The organism is Vibrio sp. S11_S32, assembly GCF_014694465.1.
GTDB lineage: Bacteria > Pseudomonadota > Gammaproteobacteria > Enterobacterales > Vibrionaceae > Vibrio > Vibrio algicola.
In genome coordinates this window covers 16,261-33,125 of record NZ_JAAUWS010000002.1, presented here as the reverse complement: position 1 = coordinate 33,125, position 16,865 = coordinate 16,261, and the positions used below count along the sequence as shown (strand labels likewise).

General features: G+C 43.1%; 16 protein-coding genes, 1 tRNA gene, 1 pseudogene and 1 riboswitch. Of the genes and pseudogenes, 11 read left to right on the top strand and 7 right to left on the bottom strand.

What is annotated here, in order from left to right; translation table 11 throughout:
* The 4 genes from HC723_RS01815 to HC723_RS01800 all read left to right on the top strand — a co-directional run bounded on the left by HC723_RS01815 (position 1) and on the right by HC723_RS01800 (position 4,589).
* Positions 1–444 (top strand): GatB/YqeY domain-containing protein, encoded by a 444-nt coding sequence (locus tag HC723_RS01815; protein WP_153447828.1) that lies wholly within the window; start codon positions 1–3, stop codon positions 442–444.
* Between the two features lie 98 nt (positions 445–542).
* The gene (gene dnaG, locus HC723_RS01810; RefSeq protein WP_153447829.1) at positions 543–2,303 is read left to right on the top strand and encodes a DNA primase; all 1,761 of its coding nucleotides are present in this window, start codon (positions 543–545) and stop codon (positions 2,301–2,303) included.
* 188 nt (positions 2,304–2,491) lie between these two features.
* Positions 2,492–4,336: an RNA polymerase sigma factor RpoD gene (gene rpoD, locus HC723_RS01805; RefSeq protein ID WP_153447830.1), complete on the top strand. Its 1,845-nt coding sequence runs from the start codon at positions 2,492–2,494 to the stop codon at positions 4,334–4,336.
* Positions 4,337–4,512: 176 nt separating this feature from the next.
* Positions 4,513–4,589 (top strand) — tRNA-Ile (locus HC723_RS01800).
* Positions 4,590–4,672: 83 nt separating this feature from the next.
* Here the strand turns inward: HC723_RS01800 and HC723_RS01795 are convergent.
* The 5 genes from HC723_RS01795 to HC723_RS01775 form a co-directional block, all read right to left on the bottom strand.
* Positions 4,673–5,521, bottom strand: a complete 849-nt coding sequence (locus HC723_RS01795; RefSeq protein WP_342365642.1) for a 3-hydroxyacyl-CoA dehydrogenase NAD-binding domain-containing protein — start codon at positions 5,519–5,521, stop codon at positions 4,673–4,675.
* A gap of 284 nt (positions 5,522–5,805) precedes the next feature.
* Positions 5,806–6,468: a 3,4-dihydroxy-2-butanone-4-phosphate synthase gene (ribB, locus tag HC723_RS01790; protein WP_190338007.1), complete on the bottom strand. Its 663-nt coding sequence runs from the start codon at positions 6,466–6,468 to the stop codon at positions 5,806–5,808.
* A gap of 156 nt (positions 6,469–6,624) precedes the next feature.
* Positions 6,625–6,777, bottom strand: a riboswitch (FMN riboswitch).
* A gap of 135 nt (positions 6,778–6,912) precedes the next feature.
* Positions 6,913–7,527, bottom strand: coding sequence for an acetate uptake transporter (locus tag HC723_RS01785; RefSeq protein WP_153447832.1), 615 nt, complete (start codon positions 7,525–7,527; stop codon positions 6,913–6,915).
* Between the two features lie 204 nt (positions 7,528–7,731).
* Positions 7,732–8,415 carry a mechanosensitive ion channel domain-containing protein gene (locus tag HC723_RS17850; RefSeq protein ID WP_190338005.1) on the bottom strand — a complete coding sequence of 228 codons (684 nt, stop codon included), beginning with the start codon at positions 8,413–8,415 and terminating at the stop codon, positions 7,732–7,734.
* A complete protein-coding gene (locus tag HC723_RS01775; protein WP_274601929.1) occupies positions 8,412–9,413 on the bottom strand; it encodes a bile acid:sodium symporter family protein in 1,002 nt (333 codons plus the stop codon). Before HC723_RS01775 ends, HC723_RS17850 begins: the two co-directional genes overlap by 4 nt.
* 213 nt (positions 9,414–9,626) lie before the next feature.
* Here HC723_RS01775 and HC723_RS01770 point away from each other — a divergent pair, with 213 nt between their 5' ends.
* Together HC723_RS01770 and HC723_RS01765 are read left to right on the top strand one after the other, a co-directional pair.
* Positions 9,627–10,109, top strand: coding sequence for a DUF3302 domain-containing protein (locus HC723_RS01770; protein WP_153447834.1), 483 nt, complete (start codon positions 9,627–9,629; stop codon positions 10,107–10,109).
* Positions 10,109–11,239 carry an HlyD family secretion protein gene (locus HC723_RS01765; protein WP_190338002.1) on the top strand — a complete coding sequence of 377 codons (1,131 nt, stop codon included), beginning with the start codon at positions 10,109–10,111 and terminating at the stop codon, positions 11,237–11,239. Before HC723_RS01770 ends, HC723_RS01765 begins: the two co-directional genes overlap by 1 nt.
* A gap of 145 nt (positions 11,240–11,384) precedes the next feature.
* On the opposite strand, the pseudogene HC723_RS01760 reads toward HC723_RS01765, so the two are convergent.
* Together HC723_RS01760 and HC723_RS01755 are read right to left on the bottom strand one after the other, a co-directional pair.
* A pseudogene (locus HC723_RS01760) lies at positions 11,385–12,586 on the bottom strand (NAD(P)/FAD-dependent oxidoreductase); the annotation flags it as partial.
* Positions 12,587–12,787: 201 nt separating this feature from the next.
* Positions 12,788–13,855: a class I SAM-dependent methyltransferase gene (locus HC723_RS01755; RefSeq protein WP_153447836.1), complete on the bottom strand. Its 1,068-nt coding sequence runs from the start codon at positions 13,853–13,855 to the stop codon at positions 12,788–12,790.
* A gap of 138 nt (positions 13,856–13,993) precedes the next feature.
* On the opposite strand from HC723_RS01755, the gene HC723_RS01750 reads away from it, so the two are divergent.
* From HC723_RS01750 to HC723_RS01730, 5 genes are read left to right on the top strand one after another with little or no spacing between them, the layout of a single operon-like run.
* The gene (locus HC723_RS01750) at positions 13,994–14,803 is read left to right on the top strand and encodes a beta-ketoacyl synthase chain length factor (protein WP_190338001.1); all 810 of its coding nucleotides are present in this window, start codon (positions 13,994–13,996) and stop codon (positions 14,801–14,803) included.
* Between the two features lie 51 nt (positions 14,804–14,854).
* Entirely contained in the window at positions 14,855–15,655 is an 801-nt protein-coding gene (locus tag HC723_RS01745) for a lysophospholipid acyltransferase family protein (protein ID WP_190337999.1), read from the top strand.
* 35 nt (positions 15,656–15,690) lie between these two features.
* Positions 15,691–15,948, top strand: coding sequence for a phosphopantetheine-binding protein (locus HC723_RS01740; protein ID WP_153447839.1), 258 nt, complete (start codon positions 15,691–15,693; stop codon positions 15,946–15,948).
* Positions 15,949–16,003: 55 nt separating this feature from the next.
* Positions 16,004–16,261 (top strand): acyl carrier protein, encoded by a 258-nt coding sequence (locus HC723_RS01735; protein WP_153447840.1) that lies wholly within the window; start codon positions 16,004–16,006, stop codon positions 16,259–16,261.
* A gap of 11 nt (positions 16,262–16,272) precedes the next feature.
* Positions 16,273–16,842 (top strand): COG4648 family protein, encoded by a 570-nt coding sequence (locus HC723_RS01730; protein ID WP_178306473.1) that lies wholly within the window; start codon positions 16,273–16,275, stop codon positions 16,840–16,842.
* The last annotated feature ends 23 nt before the right edge of the window (positions 16,843–16,865 follow it).

Here is a 16,865-nt window from a genome sequence, read left to right as displayed (position 1 = left end):
ATGGCTCTAATTGAACAACTCAAAGAAGAGCAAAAATCAGCGATGAAAGCCAAGGACAAACCGCGCCTTGGCACTATTCGTTTAGCTCTATCAGCCATTAAGCAACGTGAAGTCGATGAGCGTATTACGCTTACCGATGAAGACATCATTGCGATAATGACTAAGATGGTTAAACAACGTCGCGATTCTGTTACGCAATTTGAAGCAGCAAATCGTCAAGATCTTGCTGATGCTGAAAAAGCAGAAATTACCGTACTTGAGGAATTTATGCCTCAACCGTTAAGCGAAGAAGAAGTGATTGCACTGATTGAAAGTGCTATTGTTGAATCTGGTGCTGCGGGCATGCAAGACATGGGTAACGTAATGGGGGTATTAAAACCTCAACTTCAAGGTCGTGCAGATATGGGCAAAGTAAGTGGTTTAGTTCGTTCTAAACTGGCCTAATCTTAGGTAGCTTAATTTCCCAAGCTTAAGTTTTAATAAGCCGTGCACTCCTTCGGGATCGCACGGCTTGTTTGTATTTTAAGGACTCAAACTTCTTTATGGCTGGAAGAATTCCCCGCAACTTTATCGACGATGTTATTTCTCGCACCGATATTATCGATGTGATAGATCCGCGCGTTAAGTTAAAAAAGCAAGGGAAGAACTACACCGCCTGCTGCCCTTTCCATAACGAAAAATCCCCTTCTTTTAACGTCAGCCAAGACAAGCAGTTTTACCATTGCTTTGGTTGTGGCGTCAGCGGGAATGCGATTGGTTTTTTGATGGAATACGAACGTCTCGAGTTCGTAGAGGCAATAGAAGAGCTAGCCAGCAAGTTGAGTTTAGAAGTGCCACGCGAAAGCGCAACTGGCCAAGAAATCCAATCAAACACGCCCAAAGTTAACGCTGAACAAAAACGCAATCTTTATGATTTATTGGGCAGTATTAGCCAATATTATCGCTCTCAGCTTAAACTGGGCGCTAATAAAGCGGCGATTGATTATTTAAAAAATCGCGGCCTATCGGGTGAAATCGTTCAAAAGTTTGGTATTGGTTATGTGCCCGATGAATGGGACAGCGTGCGCAAAAACTTTGGCCAACAAAACCATATTCAAGACATGCTGGTTGAAGGCGGCATGTTGGTTGAGAACGAAAAAGGCAACCGCTACGACCGTTTTCGTGGTCGAGTGATGTTCCCGATTCATGATCGCCGTGGCCGAGTTATTGGCTTTGGTGGCCGTGTACTTGGTGATGAAAAACCCAAATACCTTAACTCACCAGAAACCCCCGTATTCCATAAAGGCAAAGAGCTATACGGCTTATACGACGTATTGCAGAGTCACAAAGATCCAGAACAGATCTTAGTGGTTGAAGGCTATATGGATGTGGTGGCACTAGCGCAATATGGCGTCGATTACGCTGTTGCGGCATTGGGCACGTCAACCACAGGCGATCACATGCAACTCTTGTATCGTCAAACCGGGACTGTGGTGTGTTGTTATGATGGTGACCGCGCTGGCCGAGAAGCCGCTTGGCGCGCAATGGAAAATGCCCTACCTTATCTTAATGATGGCCGACAACTAAAATTTATGTTTTTACCCGATGGTGAAGATCCTGATACTTACATTCGCCAGCACGGTAAAGAAGCGTTCGAGCAACAAGTTTTTCATGCCACCTCATTGTCTGAATTTTTATTTGGCACCTTGATGAAGGAAGTCGATACCAGTAGCAATGAAGGTAAAACTAAACTTACAGCATTAGCGGTCCCTTTGATCGAAAAAGTCCCTGGTGGCACATTACGACTATACTTACGAGATTTACTCGGTAAAAAACTCGGACTATTGGACGAAAGACAACTGCAGCAGTTGATTTCAAAAACCAGCCAACAGCAAAGCGTGCCTCAACCACATAAAGAAATAAAACGCACCCCAATGAGGGTAGTTATTGCTCTGCTTTTGCAAAAACCGAGCTATGCTGAATTAGTACCGGATCTAACCAGTATTAAAGATATAGACATACCCGGATTAAGTTTATTGCTCAACGTACTTGATATTTGTCGAGAAAAGCCCCATATCAAGTCGGGTCAGTTAATAGAAAACTGGCGTGAAACCAAAATTGAAGCATTATTGTCAAGATTAATGAATTGGGATATCCCCCTCAATGATGATAATGAACAAGATGTTTTTTTAGATACATTGGATAAAATACTAGCTCAATGTATCAGTAAACAAATTGAAACTTTGCAAGCGAGAGAAAGAAGCTCCGGCTTATCAGTCGAGGAGAGACGGGAGTTGCAAGACTTGATTCTTCAACGTCCTTAGTTATCTCGCTCCAACCACTTAGCCATTAACACTCAGGCAATCAAAACTTAAAGCGTACCGCGTTTAAAGTTGGTATAACTTTGGGTTGTTAAAGCTCGGTGGTCAGCAATGAATAAATTTGTTATTATTGGCGGTTTGCATTTCGCATACTAATATTCTTCACTCAGACCTCAAGTTGGATATCGTCGATGGATCAAAATCCGCAGTCACAGCTAAAGTTACTTGTCGCAAAAGGTAAGGAACAAGGCTATCTGACCTACGCCGAAGTAAATGACCACCTACCTGAAGAAATCGTAGATTCAGAACAGGTAGAAGACATCATTCAAATGATTAACGACATGGGCATCCAAGTCGTTGAAACCGCACCAGATGCGGACGATCTAATGTTGAATGAAGCCGTAGCCGATGAAGATGCAGCCGAAGCCGCTGCTGCCGCACTTTCAAGCGTAGAAAGTGAAATTGGCCGCACCACCGACCCAGTCCGTATGTACATGCGTGAAATGGGAACAGTGGAACTACTGACTCGTGAAGGTGAAATCGACATTGCAAAACGCATTGAAGATGGCATCAACCAAGTACAGTGTTCGGTTGCAGAATTCCCTGGCACTATTTCTTACATCCTTGAACAGTTCGATAAAGTTCAAGCTGAAGAGCTTCGCCTTACTGACATCATTTCAGGCTTTGTTGATCCTGATGATGATGGCAATGCTGCGCCAACCGCAACACACGTTGGTTCTGAGCTTGCTGTTAGTGATGATGACAGTGATGACGAAGATGATGAAGACAGCGATTCAGATGAGGACGAGGAAGAAGAAGACACAGGTATCGATCCTGAGCTTGCTCTTGAACGCTTCACTGAGCTTCGTAATACTTATCAGAATCTCCAATTGTCGATCAATGAACACGGTCGTCAAAGCAAAGCGATTAACGCCAGCAAACAAGAATTCTTGGATGTTTTCCGTCAATTCCGTTTGATCCCAAAACAGTTTGATTACCTTGTTAATGGTTTGAAAAACTCAATGGATCGTGCACGAACTCAAGAACGCTTGATCATTCGTACCGTGGTTGAATACGGAAAAATGCCGAAAAAAGCATTTGTCCAAGCCTTTACTGGTAATGAATCTTCCGATGCATGGTTAGATGACGTATTAGCGTCAGGCAAACCTTACTCTGAGAAAATTCGTCAAAGTGAGGAAGATCTTCGTCGCTGCATCTACAAGCTAAAAACCATTGAAGATGAAACGTCGTTAAGCGTACAAAACATTAAAGACATTAGCCGTCGTATGTCTATCGGTGAAGCAAAAGCTCGTCGCGCCAAGAAAGAAATGGTTGAAGCGAACTTGCGTCTGGTTATTTCTATCGCGAAGAAATACACCAACCGTGGCTTACAATTCTTGGATCTGATCCAAGAAGGTAACATTGGTTTGATGAAAGCAGTTGATAAGTTTGAATATCGTCGTGGTTATAAGTTCTCAACTTATGCGACTTGGTGGATCCGTCAAGCAATCACTCGTTCAATTGCCGACCAAGCACGTACTATTCGTATTCCGGTACACATGATCGAAACCATTAACAAATTGAACCGTATCTCTCGTCAGATGCTACAAGAAATGGGTCGTGAACCGTTACCAGAAGAATTGGCTGAACGCATGCAAATGCCGGAAGACAAGATCCGTAAAGTACTGAAAATTGCTAAAGAGCCAATCTCAATGGAAACACCTATCGGTGATGACGAAGATTCGCACTTAGGTGACTTTATTGAAGATACTACCCTAGAGCTACCTTTAGACTCTGCAACCTCAACCAGCTTGAAGTTTGCCACTAAAGATGTTCTAGCAGGTCTAACGCCACGTGAAGCGAAAGTGCTGCGTATGCGTTTTGGTATCGATATGAACACCGACCACACGTTAGAAGAAGTGGGCAAGCAATTCGACGTAACACGCGAACGTATCCGTCAGATTGAAGCGAAAGCACTGCGTAAACTTCGTCATCCAAGCCGCTCAGAAACATTGCGCAGCTTCCTAGACGAGTAATATTCTTTATTGAATACGCACATTTGCTGTAATGAATAATTAAAAAGGTGGGCTTAGCTCACCTTTTTTGCGTCTAGAATAGAACATTGGTTTAAGTGGTTATAAAGCGTACACAATTGGGCAACCTAGAGTCTAGACAGCTTTCACTCATTCCCCTATAATCACAGCACAAATTTGGCCCCTTAGCTCAGTTGGTTAGAGCGCACGACTCATAATCGTTAGGTCCCCAGTTCGAGTCTGGGAGGGGCCACCATATTAAAGAAAGGCGTAGCAGGTTAATTCCTACTACGCCTTTTTTGTTTGTATTGCTTGAGGTTTTAGCAAGCGACAACAGTATTAATGCTTGGTTTTTGCCACCATTTCAGCCACTACGTCGTAGTTCTGCACAGATAAGAAATCGTCTGATTCAAACGCTGGGTTTGGATAGGTGTAGAAGCCTTGGCCGCTTAATACGCCAAGGTGACCTTTATCGGCGTAATGGGTTTTTAGGTATTCAGCATTGGTGAGCATTTGCTGATCGTTACCGACATTACCCCAGTAATTAAGAATATTGATCGCAGTGTTCATACCAACCATATCCAGCATTGCGAGTGGACCCATTTTACCGCCACGATTAAATAGCATGTATGAACGGTCGATATTTTCTGCCGAGCCGACACCGTTAACCAATAGCGTTAAGCTGGCTTGGCATAAAGGCATAAACCAATCATTTAGCACGTAACCGTTACTTTCTTTTTCAACTGGTACTGGCACCATGCCAATTTCAATCGCGAATTTGAATACTTGTTCTAGTGTCGCTTCACTCGTAGTGGCATGAGCCATCACTTCGGCAAAGTTATATTCCCATACATAATTGGCAAAATGCAGCGCACAGAATTTTTCTGGACGACCAGTCACGGCAGCAAAATCACTTGGTAAAAGCGTTGAAGAGTTGCTGGCGATAATGGTTTTTTCAGGTAGGCATGCCGCTAATTGTGCATAAAAGCTATTTTTAATTTCTGGTACTTCTGGCACAGCTTCAATCACAAAATCCACACCTTCCACCGAACCTTCTAGATCAGTGGTATAAGTGAGGCGCTGAATCGCCGCGTTAATTTCAGCTTCAGTAGCACCAACTTGATCTTTGTATATCGCATGATAGCTCGCATGCGCAGCACGACAGCGATCTAACGCTTCATCATTAATATCATAAAAATGACATCTTTGCCTTTAAATGCACTTTGGAAAGCGATTTGACCGCCAAGTACACCTGAACCAATAATCATGATTTTATTTAGTGTTGATGTTTACATTTTGTTGCCTCTTTTTATGTGCTACTAACGATCCAGTAATTAAACGCCAGTTTGAAAAATAAAAATCACGCTTACATCACATTCATGGAGAGTATTTTGCTAGCGGCATAAAAAAACCTCGAACCTGGTTATTTTCGGTTCGAGGTTTCTAATCTAGCTTCGACTTATTGGTGAGCGTTACGCTTGCTTCTTCATTAACGCTTCGCGATATAACGCTATATCATCAATGGTTAAGACTGGCATATTATGCAATTTACCAAAAGCGACAATCTCGGGTGCTCGTGCCATAGTGCCATCTGGATTGGTCACTTCACACAATACGCCCGCAGGATTTAAACCGGCTAATTGCATCAGATCGGTTGTGCCTTCGGTATGACCGCGACGGCTCAGCACCCCACCTTTACGCGCACGCAATGGGAACACATGACCAGGACGCGCCAGATCATCAGGCTTGGCATCCGAAAAAATAGCAGTTTTAATGGTTGTGACGCGATCAGCTGCTGAAACGCCAGTTGTCACGCCTTGCTTAGCTTCAATCGACACGGTAAAAGCCGTTTGGTTTTGGCTGTTGTTATTAACCACCATTGGCGGCAATGCCAGTTTCTCGGCTTGCTCATCAGACAAGCATAAACACACAATACCGCTGCCTTCTCGGATCATTAATGCCATTTGTGCATCGGTCAGATTTTCTGCTGAATAAATGATATCGCCTTCGTTTTCGCGATCTTCATCATCAAGCACTAATACGCCATTACCTTGCTGTAGTGCCACTAATGCCGCTTCAACACGTTCGATTGGGTTACCGTATTCGGCAAGTAGAGAAGGTTGGTTCTGATTCATGGTAAAGCTCCTGTAGGTACCAGAATCAGGGCTATTGCAGAAGGGGTAAGACAGTGCCATGCATTTTAAATCGCGCAAGCAAGGTCAAACTCACTTAGTAAAATACTAAATGTCATACCCGTCATCGTGAAGTATTAACTTCAACGCAACGCGTATATTTATCCTCTCCCATCCAGACTATCACTGTCGGCTCTGGGTTCTCACCAGATCTGCTGACCTTGATCATGAGATCAAGCGCTCGCGGGCTGATAACGTCGTATTGCGCTATATACCGCCGGTGGGGAATTGCGCCCCGCCCTGAGAATAATTAATAAAATTGTTAACACCTAATGGTGTGGTTCAATAGTATTACAGCCTCAAAATAAAATCTATCTCATAAATCGCAAACAATAAAAAACCCCAGCCATATGACTGAGGTTTTCATCGTGTTGCTTTTATTCAGTATTAAGCAGCGGCTTTAATAGACTCTACCGATGCTGATACTTTTTTCTCGCCGATTGGCAATACCGTACGACCAAATTCATTGTTGATCACGGTGGCCATTGCAAGGTAAATCGCGCTTGAGCCACAGAAGATGCCCACTACGCCAGCAAGGTGACCAATCGCCACACTGCCGGTGAAGTCACCAGCCGCTAGTAAGAAGAACAATACTGCTAGGCTGCCAAATACGGTTTGTTTGGCTACTGGGTAGCGCGCTAAAGTGGCTACAAACATGAAAGTCGTGAAGATACCCCAAATCGCAAGGTAAGAGGCAAGGAATGCTTCCGACGTTGCTTCGCCTAGACCCATGCTTGGCATTAAGATCAAGCCAACTAATGATAACCAGAACATACCGTAAGAGGTGAATGCAGTGGTACCAAAGGTGTTGCCGTTTTTGTATTCCATGATACCGGCGATAACTTGCGCGATGCCGCCGTAAAAGATGCCCATGGCTAAAATAACAGAGCTTAATGGGAATAAACCTACGTTATGTAGATTTAATAAAATAGTGGTCATACCGAAAGCCATTAGGCCTAATGGTGCTGGATTTGCTGGTTTTGCAGAATTTGGCGTTGACATAATATTACCTGATTAAAATATGATCGGAACAAAGAAAAGCGGCGTATTATTATCGATGATTTTAGGTTTGTAAATTATTTTTACGAGTTAAATCACAAAAAACTATTTTAAATCATGTTATTTAGAATGAATTCGATATAAAAACCGAATTCAATCTAAATTAAAATGATTAATATTCAATAGATTAACAGCAAAAAAATATCATTACATTGGTTTGTTATGAGAATGGCTTCGAGAACGTTTCATCCAACGTTTTTTCTCTACTTTTGGATCTTCAATCGTAACCGTCTCTGCTTTTAGTAGTGGTTCTATTTTTGCACTGTCTGTTTTGCTGCTGTCTGTTTTAGTACTATCGGCTGGTGAACTTGCTTGTGGCGGTGTTGTTAATACAATCACAGGTCGCGTTAAAAATAGATTGTTTGGATAAAGCACCACATTACCGTCGATATTTCGTAACTGGACACTCATAAATGCCATTTCTGTGATTTCGCCTTCAATATAATTGGCACCATCAATTACTCGCACCCAGCGCCCGACTCGACAATCATTTTGTCCAAATAATATAAGAAAGCTGGTTAAGTTACTTAGCAAAGACCAACCTGCAAATAACGCTACACCGAGTAGTGCAAACATCGATGAACCGACCACCAGCAAACCACGCAACTCTATTCCCCACGCCATCAATAAGAGCGCAATGATAATTATTGAAGTAATAGTGTTCAGTAATAAGGTGGCTCGATGTTTACGGTGCGGACTGATCCCCGTTTTCATACTGCCTAAAAAAATTCGAGCAGGAATGCGGCGTAACATCGGATAGAAGATCAATACCACTACGGTAATAATCCATTGATAATATTGTTGCAGTATCGCGATCCATTCTTGGTTCATGGTTCTGTCCTTGTTTGTTGCTCAAGCGCTAAGGCGTGCTTTTGGTAACGGCTGGCTAAAATTGCGCAATAAAAAATCTGTAATGGATGATAAATCATAATCGGTAGCAAGATCATTCCCAGCCTTGGATCGGCGCCAAAGATCACTTTAGCCATAGGAATACCTGCAGCCAAGGTTTTTTTACTGCCACAAAATACCGCCGCGACTTCGTCTGCATGGTTAAAGCCGATCTTGTTCGCACTCCAACGCATAAAGTTTACGATAAATAGCAGCACCACCAAACAAATCACCACTGACAGCAGTAAATCATCGACCGAAAAACTGTGCCAGATCCCTTCTGCAATTGAATCACTAAAAGCGTTAAATACAATTAACAATATGACGTATTTATCCTGTTTTCCTACAATATTTTTATGCTTTTCAATAAAGCTAAATAATAGCGGACGCAAAAGTTGCCCTAGCACCATCGGTAATAACAGTAACTTCGAAATTGACGTGATCGAATCCATTATATTGATTGCCCCACCAGCAAGCCCCATAAAATACTGGATAAGAAATGGGGTAATAAACACGCCTAAAATGCTCGATAGTGACGCATTAAAAATGGCGCCCGGCATATTGCCTTTGCCAATCGCGGTCATGGCAACAGAAGATGAAATGGTACTCGGCAGTACAAATAAAAAACAAAAACCAAACGCTAAAGCCGCAGGCATGATCGATTGCATGCCATGACCAAAGATCACCCATAACAAAGGGTAAACGACAAAGGTGGCACACTGAATAAACAGGTGCAGCCGCCAATTATTGACGCCATCTTTTAATGCTTGCGGCGATAAACCAATGCCGTGCAAAAAGAACACAATTGCAATGCCTATCCCTGTCACTTGGTCTAAATGCAACAATCCGCCAGAACGACCGACATTAGGGATAACAGTCGCCAGCGCCATTGCCACCACCATTGCGACTAAAAACCATTCTTTCTTAATTGCCTTTATCATGTTTATCGCCATTTATTATCACAATCCTTTTATTCCTTACACCATGCTCGTAATAATAAAAATACTTACATTTCAATTGCTAGATCTATAACAGTAACGATATTAACTCATTACATTAACCTTAAATTGACATATACTCATTTCAGTCAGTCCGATAGATAAAATGTTATTTTCTCTAGTCAGATTATCATCAAAAAACTTTAAGGAGTCCCTATGTTTTTAGACTATTTTGCTCTCGGCCTACTTATTTTTGTAGTGTTGTTCCTTTTCTATGGATTAATTGCACTGCATGACATTCCATACGAAATTTCAAAATCTCGTAATCACCCCCACCAAGATGCGATTCATGTTGCGGGTTGGGTCAGTTTATTTACTTTACATGTACTGTGGCCGTTTCTGTGGATTTGGGCAACATTATGGCGCGAAGATCGCGGTTGGGGTTTTAAACAAATAGAGCAAGAGCAACAAGATGCTCACCATAGAGTCGATGTTCTTACCGAGCAAGTCACGGGGCTACAACAACAAATCACTCAACTGTCGTTACTCCTTTCTCAGCAACACGCATCCGTTACGCCGCAGGATGCTTCATCACAAGCACCATTAAATCATGATCCAGCGCAATCCGACTCCTCGAGCTTCCCACTCTCAAATGTAGAGAAGTCCGATCCTAAAAGTACTGATGGAGAGGCTAAATAATGGATTTATTACTGATTCTGACTTACGCCGCTTTTTGTGTGGCGATCTTTAAAATATTTCGTATTCCATTAAATAAATGGACCGTTCCTACGGCAGTACTCGGTGGTATTGCGTTGATCGGCACCTTGATTTTATTAATGAATTACAATCATCCTTTCACCCAAGTCGGTGGACAAATTTATGCGACAACCCCTATAGTGCCGAATGTCAGAGGACGCGTAACTGAAGTTCCGGTTAAGCCGAATACCTTATTACAACAAGGTGACGTATTATTTAAAATTGATGACACCCCGTTTAAGTCTGTGGTCACGCAACGTAAAGCTATGGTAGCCGCCGCGCAGCAAAATGTTCTTAGGTTAGAGTCGTCTTACAAGCAAGCCCAGTCGATCGCCGCTCAAGCAGAAGCGGAGCGAGACAAAGCCAAGCGTGAAGCTGCACGTTACCTTAAAGGTTACAAACATGGTGCCTTTACCGTGCAACAAGTTGATGACCGCCAACAAGCCTCTAAAGCAGCTCAGGCCGCTTACAACGCTGCGATCGCCAGTGCTAATGAAGCTAAATTGGCATTTGAATCCCAAGTGGATGGCATCAATACCGATGTCGCCGAGGCGCAAGCAAGGCTCGATAAAGCCGAGTTCGATTTAGATCAAACCACGGTTCGCGCGCCCACCACAGGTTATGTTACTCAATTGGCGTTGCACCCAGGTATGATGGCGGTGCCATTACCACTAAAACCTATGCTGACATTTGTAAACAAACAAGACCGTTATTTTGTCGGTGCATTTCGTCAAAATTCGTTACAACGCTTAAGTGTGGGTGATGATGCAGAATTGTTGTTCCGCTCGATTCCTGGAAGAGTCTTTAAAGCCAAACTGGTACAAGTGATCCCAGCAATTGCTGAGGGTCAAATTCAAGCCAGCGGTTCGTTACTTGGCACCAGCACGCTAAACACCCAAGGTCGTACTATGGTGCTGTTTAAGGTTACCGATGATCTCTCAAGTTATAACTTACCACTTGGGGTTAACGCCGAGATCGCGGTATATACTGAGCATTTCCATCATGTAGCGGTGATGCGTAAAGTGTTGATCCGCATGAAGAGTTGGCAGAACTATATTTACCTCGATCACTAATGCTAACTGATGTCGATGGCATAAATTTAATGGCCTATCAACTTTAATAGCCTATCAACATTGAGTACCGAGCAAAGCGTTAACCTAAAAAAACACCCCATTAGTTTTGCACTAATGGGGTGTTTTTATATCTGCTACGCTCTAATTATGAACACAACTCCGCGAGTGTGGTCAGTCTAGCTTGCGGTTTTTCAACAAATGGATTGCTGGTATCCCAAGCATAACCTGCCAGAATGGCACTGATTTTTTGCTTCACTGCTTGATTTGGGTGCTCGGTGAAAATCACGCTTTGCAGGCGGCCGTCATACCAACCTTCAACATAAGCGCGGAAAGTATCGACTCCGATCATTAATGGCTCCGAGCAGGCTTTATCCCAATCGACGGTTTCACCGTTTAGTTGTGGCAATAATGCGTCCACGGCTAACTCTGCCGATTTCATCGCAATCGTAACACCGGATGAAAATACCGGATCTAAAAACTCACCCGCATTACCTAATAACGCATATTTAGAGGTAGCTAAATGCTTCACATCTACCGAGTAACCGTCAATCACGCCACCAGAGTTAGGCAGCGTCGTATTAACAAATAACTGGCGTAAATGAGGTTCTTCGCTAATTAATTGCTCTAATGCGGCAATCGAATCTTGCGGATAAGCCTCAAAAAATTCAGGGGCTGCCACCACACAAAATGAGCAGACACCGTTTGAAAACGGGATCAACCAATACCAAGTATCGCTATTATCTGGATGGACATAGATGGTGATTTTATTGCGATCATAGCTTATCGCTTGTGCGGTGCTGTCGTCGATATTATCCACCACATGCGTAAATACCGCTTTGCGTGCAGGAAAATCCGATGGCAATTCTAAATCCAATAAGCGCGGTAGCACTCGACCATAGCCACTGGCATCAAAGATAAATTCCGCTTCAATTTGATAGCCTTCACCACTTTCATCGGTTACAGATAACAACGGTTTATCTGCCTCAATATCAACGGCGGTCACCGTATTTTGAAAACGGATCTCGACTCCTTGCTTTATTGCTTCATCAGCTAATAACTGATCAAACGGTCCACGCTGAACTTGGAAAGTCGTACCTTCGCCAAGGCTATGTTTATCGGTGAAGTCAAAATAGGTAAACGCATCGTTGCGACGAAATGCCGCGCCATTTTTAAATTGGAATCCAGCATCATTAATCGCATCAAGCATATTGGCTTTTTTGAGGGTTTCCATACAAGCAGGGAGCAAGCTTTCTCCAATCAAAAAACGTGGAAAAACGCTTCGTTCCAAACGATACAGTCGACACCACGCTGCTTTAACAGTGCAGCGGCAACTGAACCGGATGGGCCTTAGCGACTTGAGTGCATTGCTTAATCATCTTCTGTTCCTGCTGTCATTCTTGTTCCATTGTTATGTGGCAAGCTGCCGAAGAAAAATACTTCCATGCACTTTACATTTTTATCGAAGAATTATGTTAATCGCGCCTTGATAAATCGAAGCGAAATACCGGTCAAAGTAATTCGATGCCCCGCTAGTGACACCTCTAGGTATTAGCTCGCCACTAGCTCTAATAAGGTATGGCCTAAACCAATATCATCGGTACGCTCGCTAACATTGAAACCAGCTTCCGCGACGATTTCTAAAAAATCTTCGCTACGGTAAAAACGACTATTACCATTAGCCAGACAAGTAAAATAAAGCGAGGTGGCATTTAAGCTATAAGATGCGGCTTCGTAACGCTGGGCATCCCAAAATAATTCCAGAATATACACTTTGGCTTCTGGCTTCATGGCGGCGCGCACTCGGCGTAAAATGCTTAAAATTTCCATTGGCGAGAAACAATCAAGAAATTGGCTCATCCACCACACATCAGCACCTTGTGGCAGATCTTGGCTTTTATCTAACATGTTGGCAGGATAAAACGTCACTCGATCTGAAAAACCATGTTGCGCCACATTTTCTTTCGCCAGCGCGATCTGTTGCGGCAGATCAATCAAGGTCAGCGCCACATCTTGCGAGTGTTTACAGCACTGTAATGTCCACTTACCAGTATTGCCACCGATATCAAAAATTTGCTTTGGCTGACTCGAAAATATTTTCTTTAGCAGCACTGGAAATGAGTTATCAGAATAAAAATGATCAAAGGTAAACCAGCTCTGTTTGGCTTTTTCTGGCAAGCTTGAAAGCCCTTCGTAGATGGTGGTCCAGTCACCCAGCTCTTTCAGCCCAGCAGGTGTGCCTTCTTTAATCGCTTCAGTGAGGTGCATCATGCCGGCATAACAAACATCGGCGGTAAAATCCATATTGGCGCGGGTCATTCCGTCATGCAATAAGGAGTAACCGAGCTTAGCAATAACATAATTCGGTGCTTGCCAAGTGACAATGCGCGCACTTAATGCCATATCGAGTAATACTTTTACGCCATACTCTGAAACTTGGGTTTGCTGGGCAATTTGAGCTGCTGCTAGGCCATCATCTTTAGCTTGATCAAGCGCGGTTAAAATACCTAAATCACGCAAGGTGCGGGCGGTATGAAAAACAATCGGAGCAAAGGCGAGTTTTTGCGCTTCGGTCTTCGCCTCTAAAGCGGTATAAGGATCAGTTTGGTAAGTATTCAAAGGTTCGTCCTGAAAAATGAAAGAAAATGACGTATGTGACTCAATACTAGCGAATAATTTCTATCACAAGATAGCGTTTTCATCATAAAAAGTGTTATTTTACGCTTCATACGACGAAATAATGGATTACAGCCGTTTATGAGTACTATTGCGTTCAATATTCAGCATTGGCAAGCGTTATCTTGTGGGCTCGATTCATCTCAGTCTTGGCAAGCCTGGGCGCAGTTAAAAATGACGGTTAAAAAACCATCTCAAACCAGCCAAGCTTGGCCACAAGACACTCCAACGCCAAAATCGGATCTCATTCCGGCTATGATGCGTCGTCGTATGAGTCCGTTAAGCAAGCAGGCTTTGCAGGTCGCGATCTCATTAAAACAGCGTTTAGATACGCAACAACAAGCAATCGATTACTTAATATTTTCTTGTCGTCATGGCGAATTGGCTCGTACCACCACCTTATTACAACAAGTACTCAGTGGTGAAGATGCCTCTCCGACTGCGTTTTCTCAATCGGTGCATAATACCAGTGCAGGTCTGTTTACTATTGCGACTCACAGCCCAATTCCCGCCACCTCTTTAGCAGCGGGTGAAAGTACCTTGCATCATGCTTTAATTGAGGCCAGCAGTTATTTAAGCCAGCACCCAACTCATCGGGTGTTGGTGATCGATTTTGATGAGTCACTGTCACAGCCTTATCAACATTTTGAATCACAACCTCACCCCGGTTACGCTTTCGGCTTAGTGTTAACCCACGGCAATCAAGTTGAACTGAGTTGGCGCAAAAATTCGACTCCAAACCGCACCAAATCTTCAATATCACCGCCAATATTTGAGACTCAAAGCTTACAAATACTGGCGAATCTTGCGCTGCCACAATCACAATGGCAGATTGATGACAGTCGCATTTGTTGGCAATGGCACTGCGATTCAACACAGATTAGCGATTAACTGAACTCTAACCATTACGATCTTTTATCTCTAAGGACGCGACCAAACAAGATGCCGCATGCTAAATTGACATTGTTTCAACGATTAAATAAATACTGGCGAGTAATTGCGACCGGCAGTTGTTTTACGATCTTTGGGATTGGCGCTCTGGCTTTGACGTTTATCGTGTTTCCGGTGATGACCGCAACCTCTCGCCACCCTAAGCAACGTGAAATACGGGTGCAAGGGATCATCAAGCACGCTTTCACCCTCTTTTGTCAAACCATGAAGTTTACGGGAGCGATTGATTATCGCTTTGACGGTACCGACATCCTTTTACAAGATAAAAACTGTTTAATCATTGCCAATCATCCCAGTTTAATTGATTACGTGCTGATTGCCTCACGTTTACCGCAATGTGATTGCTTGGTGAAAGCCAGTATTTGGCAAAATCCATTTATGCAAGGCATCGTCAAAGCCGCCGGCTATATTCCCAATCGTGAACCTGAAACATTATTAGAGCAATGTAATCAGCGTTTAAATGACGGTAATGTATTATTGGTTTTTCCTGAAGGCACTCGCACCACGCAAGGACAAGCCTCGACATTACAACGCGGCGCGGCGCAAATTGCAGTCCGCACTCAATCCGATTTACGCTTGATCCATATTACCGTCTCACCCGCTTTTTTGACCAAACAAATGAAGTGGTATCAAGTTCCTGACGTAAAACCCTTTTTTCATATACAAGTGAAAGGTAAGATAGCCATTGATACTTTTCTTGATAACAGCGACTCACCGACCACGGCGGCACGCCAATTGAATCGCTATTTATCGACTGCACTTTTTCCAGAAAATACTGATAATAAAAATTAAATACTATTCATAACAATACTTTTAGGTAGGTTACTGTGGAACAACTACACAACGAATTAAAAACCTTAATTATCGAATCATTGAATCTTGAAGATATTCAAGTGAGCGACATCGACAGTGACGCCCCTTTATTTGGTGAAGGTTTAGGCTTGGACTCTATTGATGCACTTGAGCTTGGTCTGGCGATCAAAAAACGCTATAACGTGGTAATTGATGCCGATGATGCCAATACGCGTGAGCATTTTTCTTCGGTTGCCAATCTGGCTAAATATGTCGCAGCGAGCCAAGAGTAAGCGTGTAACTCATTCATCTTCTAACTAATCGTCTAACAATAAGCGTACTAATATTATGACCGAAATGAATCGTGAAGAAGTCTTCAACAAAGTAAGGGATGCTTTTGTTGAGCTGTTTGAAATTGATGCTGATGACATCAAACCTGAATCGCAACTGTATCAAGAGCTCGACCTTGATAGCATTGATGCGGTTGATTTAGTGGTGCATCTACAAAAATTAACCGGTAAGAAGATTCAGCCTGACGAGTTTAAAGCCGTACGCAGCGTCAATGATGTGGTCGATGCTGTGGTTGAATTACTCAAGGAAAGCTGAGTGATAACAAGATTATGAAATTTCTCACCGCCTTGTCTGGATTGGTCTTATTGGCTTATCCATTGGCCGTTTATTATGGGCTAAATCGTTGGGGAATTGGCGTTATTGCCGGCTTGCTTGGGGTGTTGTTTTTAATTCGCATTATTGCCGGTAATCGTACTCGTTTAACCGAATTAAAATACATTGCTTGGTTAAGCGGTGGTGCGGGGATCATCTTAACCATTTTCGCTACTATTTTTAAACAACAGGGCTGGTTTACCTTTTATCCCATCATTGTTAGTGCCCTAATGTTTATATTATTTGGCAGTAGCTTATGGCAAAAGCAAACCTTAGTGGAGCGTCTTGCTCGTCTGCAAGACCCTGATCTTCCTCCTAGTGGGGTGCAATATACCCGCACCGTCACTAAGGTGTGGTGTGGTTACTTTGTTTTAAATGGCTCGATCGCACTTTACACTTGCTTTCAACCGATTGAAATTTGGATGCTTTACAATGGCCTGCTTAGCTACATTTGTGGTGGCAGTTTATTTGCTTGTGAATGGGTAGTCCGGCAGTTTGTTCAAAAAAAACATCAGCAACAGTAACGATATAAACATAGCTTAAAATT

Excerpts from the sequence above, each read along its gene's own strand:
- HC723_RS01815 (WP_153447828.1), top strand. The coding sequence starts at position 1 with ATGGCTCTAATTGAACAACTCAAAGAAGAGCAAAAATCAGCGATGAAA.
- dnaG (WP_153447829.1), top strand. The coding sequence starts at position 543 with ATGGCTGGAAGAATTCCCCGCAACTTTATCGACGATGTTATTTCTCGC.
- rpoD (WP_153447830.1), top strand. The coding sequence starts at position 2,492 with ATGGATCAAAATCCGCAGTCACAGCTAAAGTTACTTGTCGCAAAAGGT.
- ribB (WP_190338007.1), bottom strand. The coding sequence starts at position 6,468 with ATGAATCAGAACCAACCTTCTCTACTTGCCGAATACGGTAACCCAATC.
- HC723_RS01785 (WP_153447832.1), bottom strand. The coding sequence starts at position 7,527 with ATGTCAACGCCAAATTCTGCAAAACCAGCAAATCCAGCACCATTAGGC.
- HC723_RS17850 (WP_190338005.1), bottom strand. The coding sequence starts at position 8,415 with ATGAACCAAGAATGGATCGCGATACTGCAACAATATTATCAATGGATT.
- HC723_RS01775 (WP_274601929.1), bottom strand. The coding sequence starts at position 9,413 with ATGATAAAGGCAATTAAGAAAGAATGGTTTTTAGTCGCAATGGTGGTG.
- HC723_RS01770 (WP_153447834.1), top strand. The coding sequence starts at position 9,627 with ATGTTTTTAGACTATTTTGCTCTCGGCCTACTTATTTTTGTAGTGTTG.
- HC723_RS01765 (WP_190338002.1), top strand. The coding sequence starts at position 10,109 with ATGGATTTATTACTGATTCTGACTTACGCCGCTTTTTGTGTGGCGATC.
- HC723_RS01750 (WP_190338001.1), top strand. The coding sequence starts at position 13,994 with ATGAGTACTATTGCGTTCAATATTCAGCATTGGCAAGCGTTATCTTGT.
- HC723_RS01745 (WP_190337999.1), top strand. The coding sequence starts at position 14,855 with ATGCCGCATGCTAAATTGACATTGTTTCAACGATTAAATAAATACTGG.
- HC723_RS01735 (WP_153447840.1), top strand. The coding sequence starts at position 16,004 with ATGACCGAAATGAATCGTGAAGAAGTCTTCAACAAAGTAAGGGATGCT.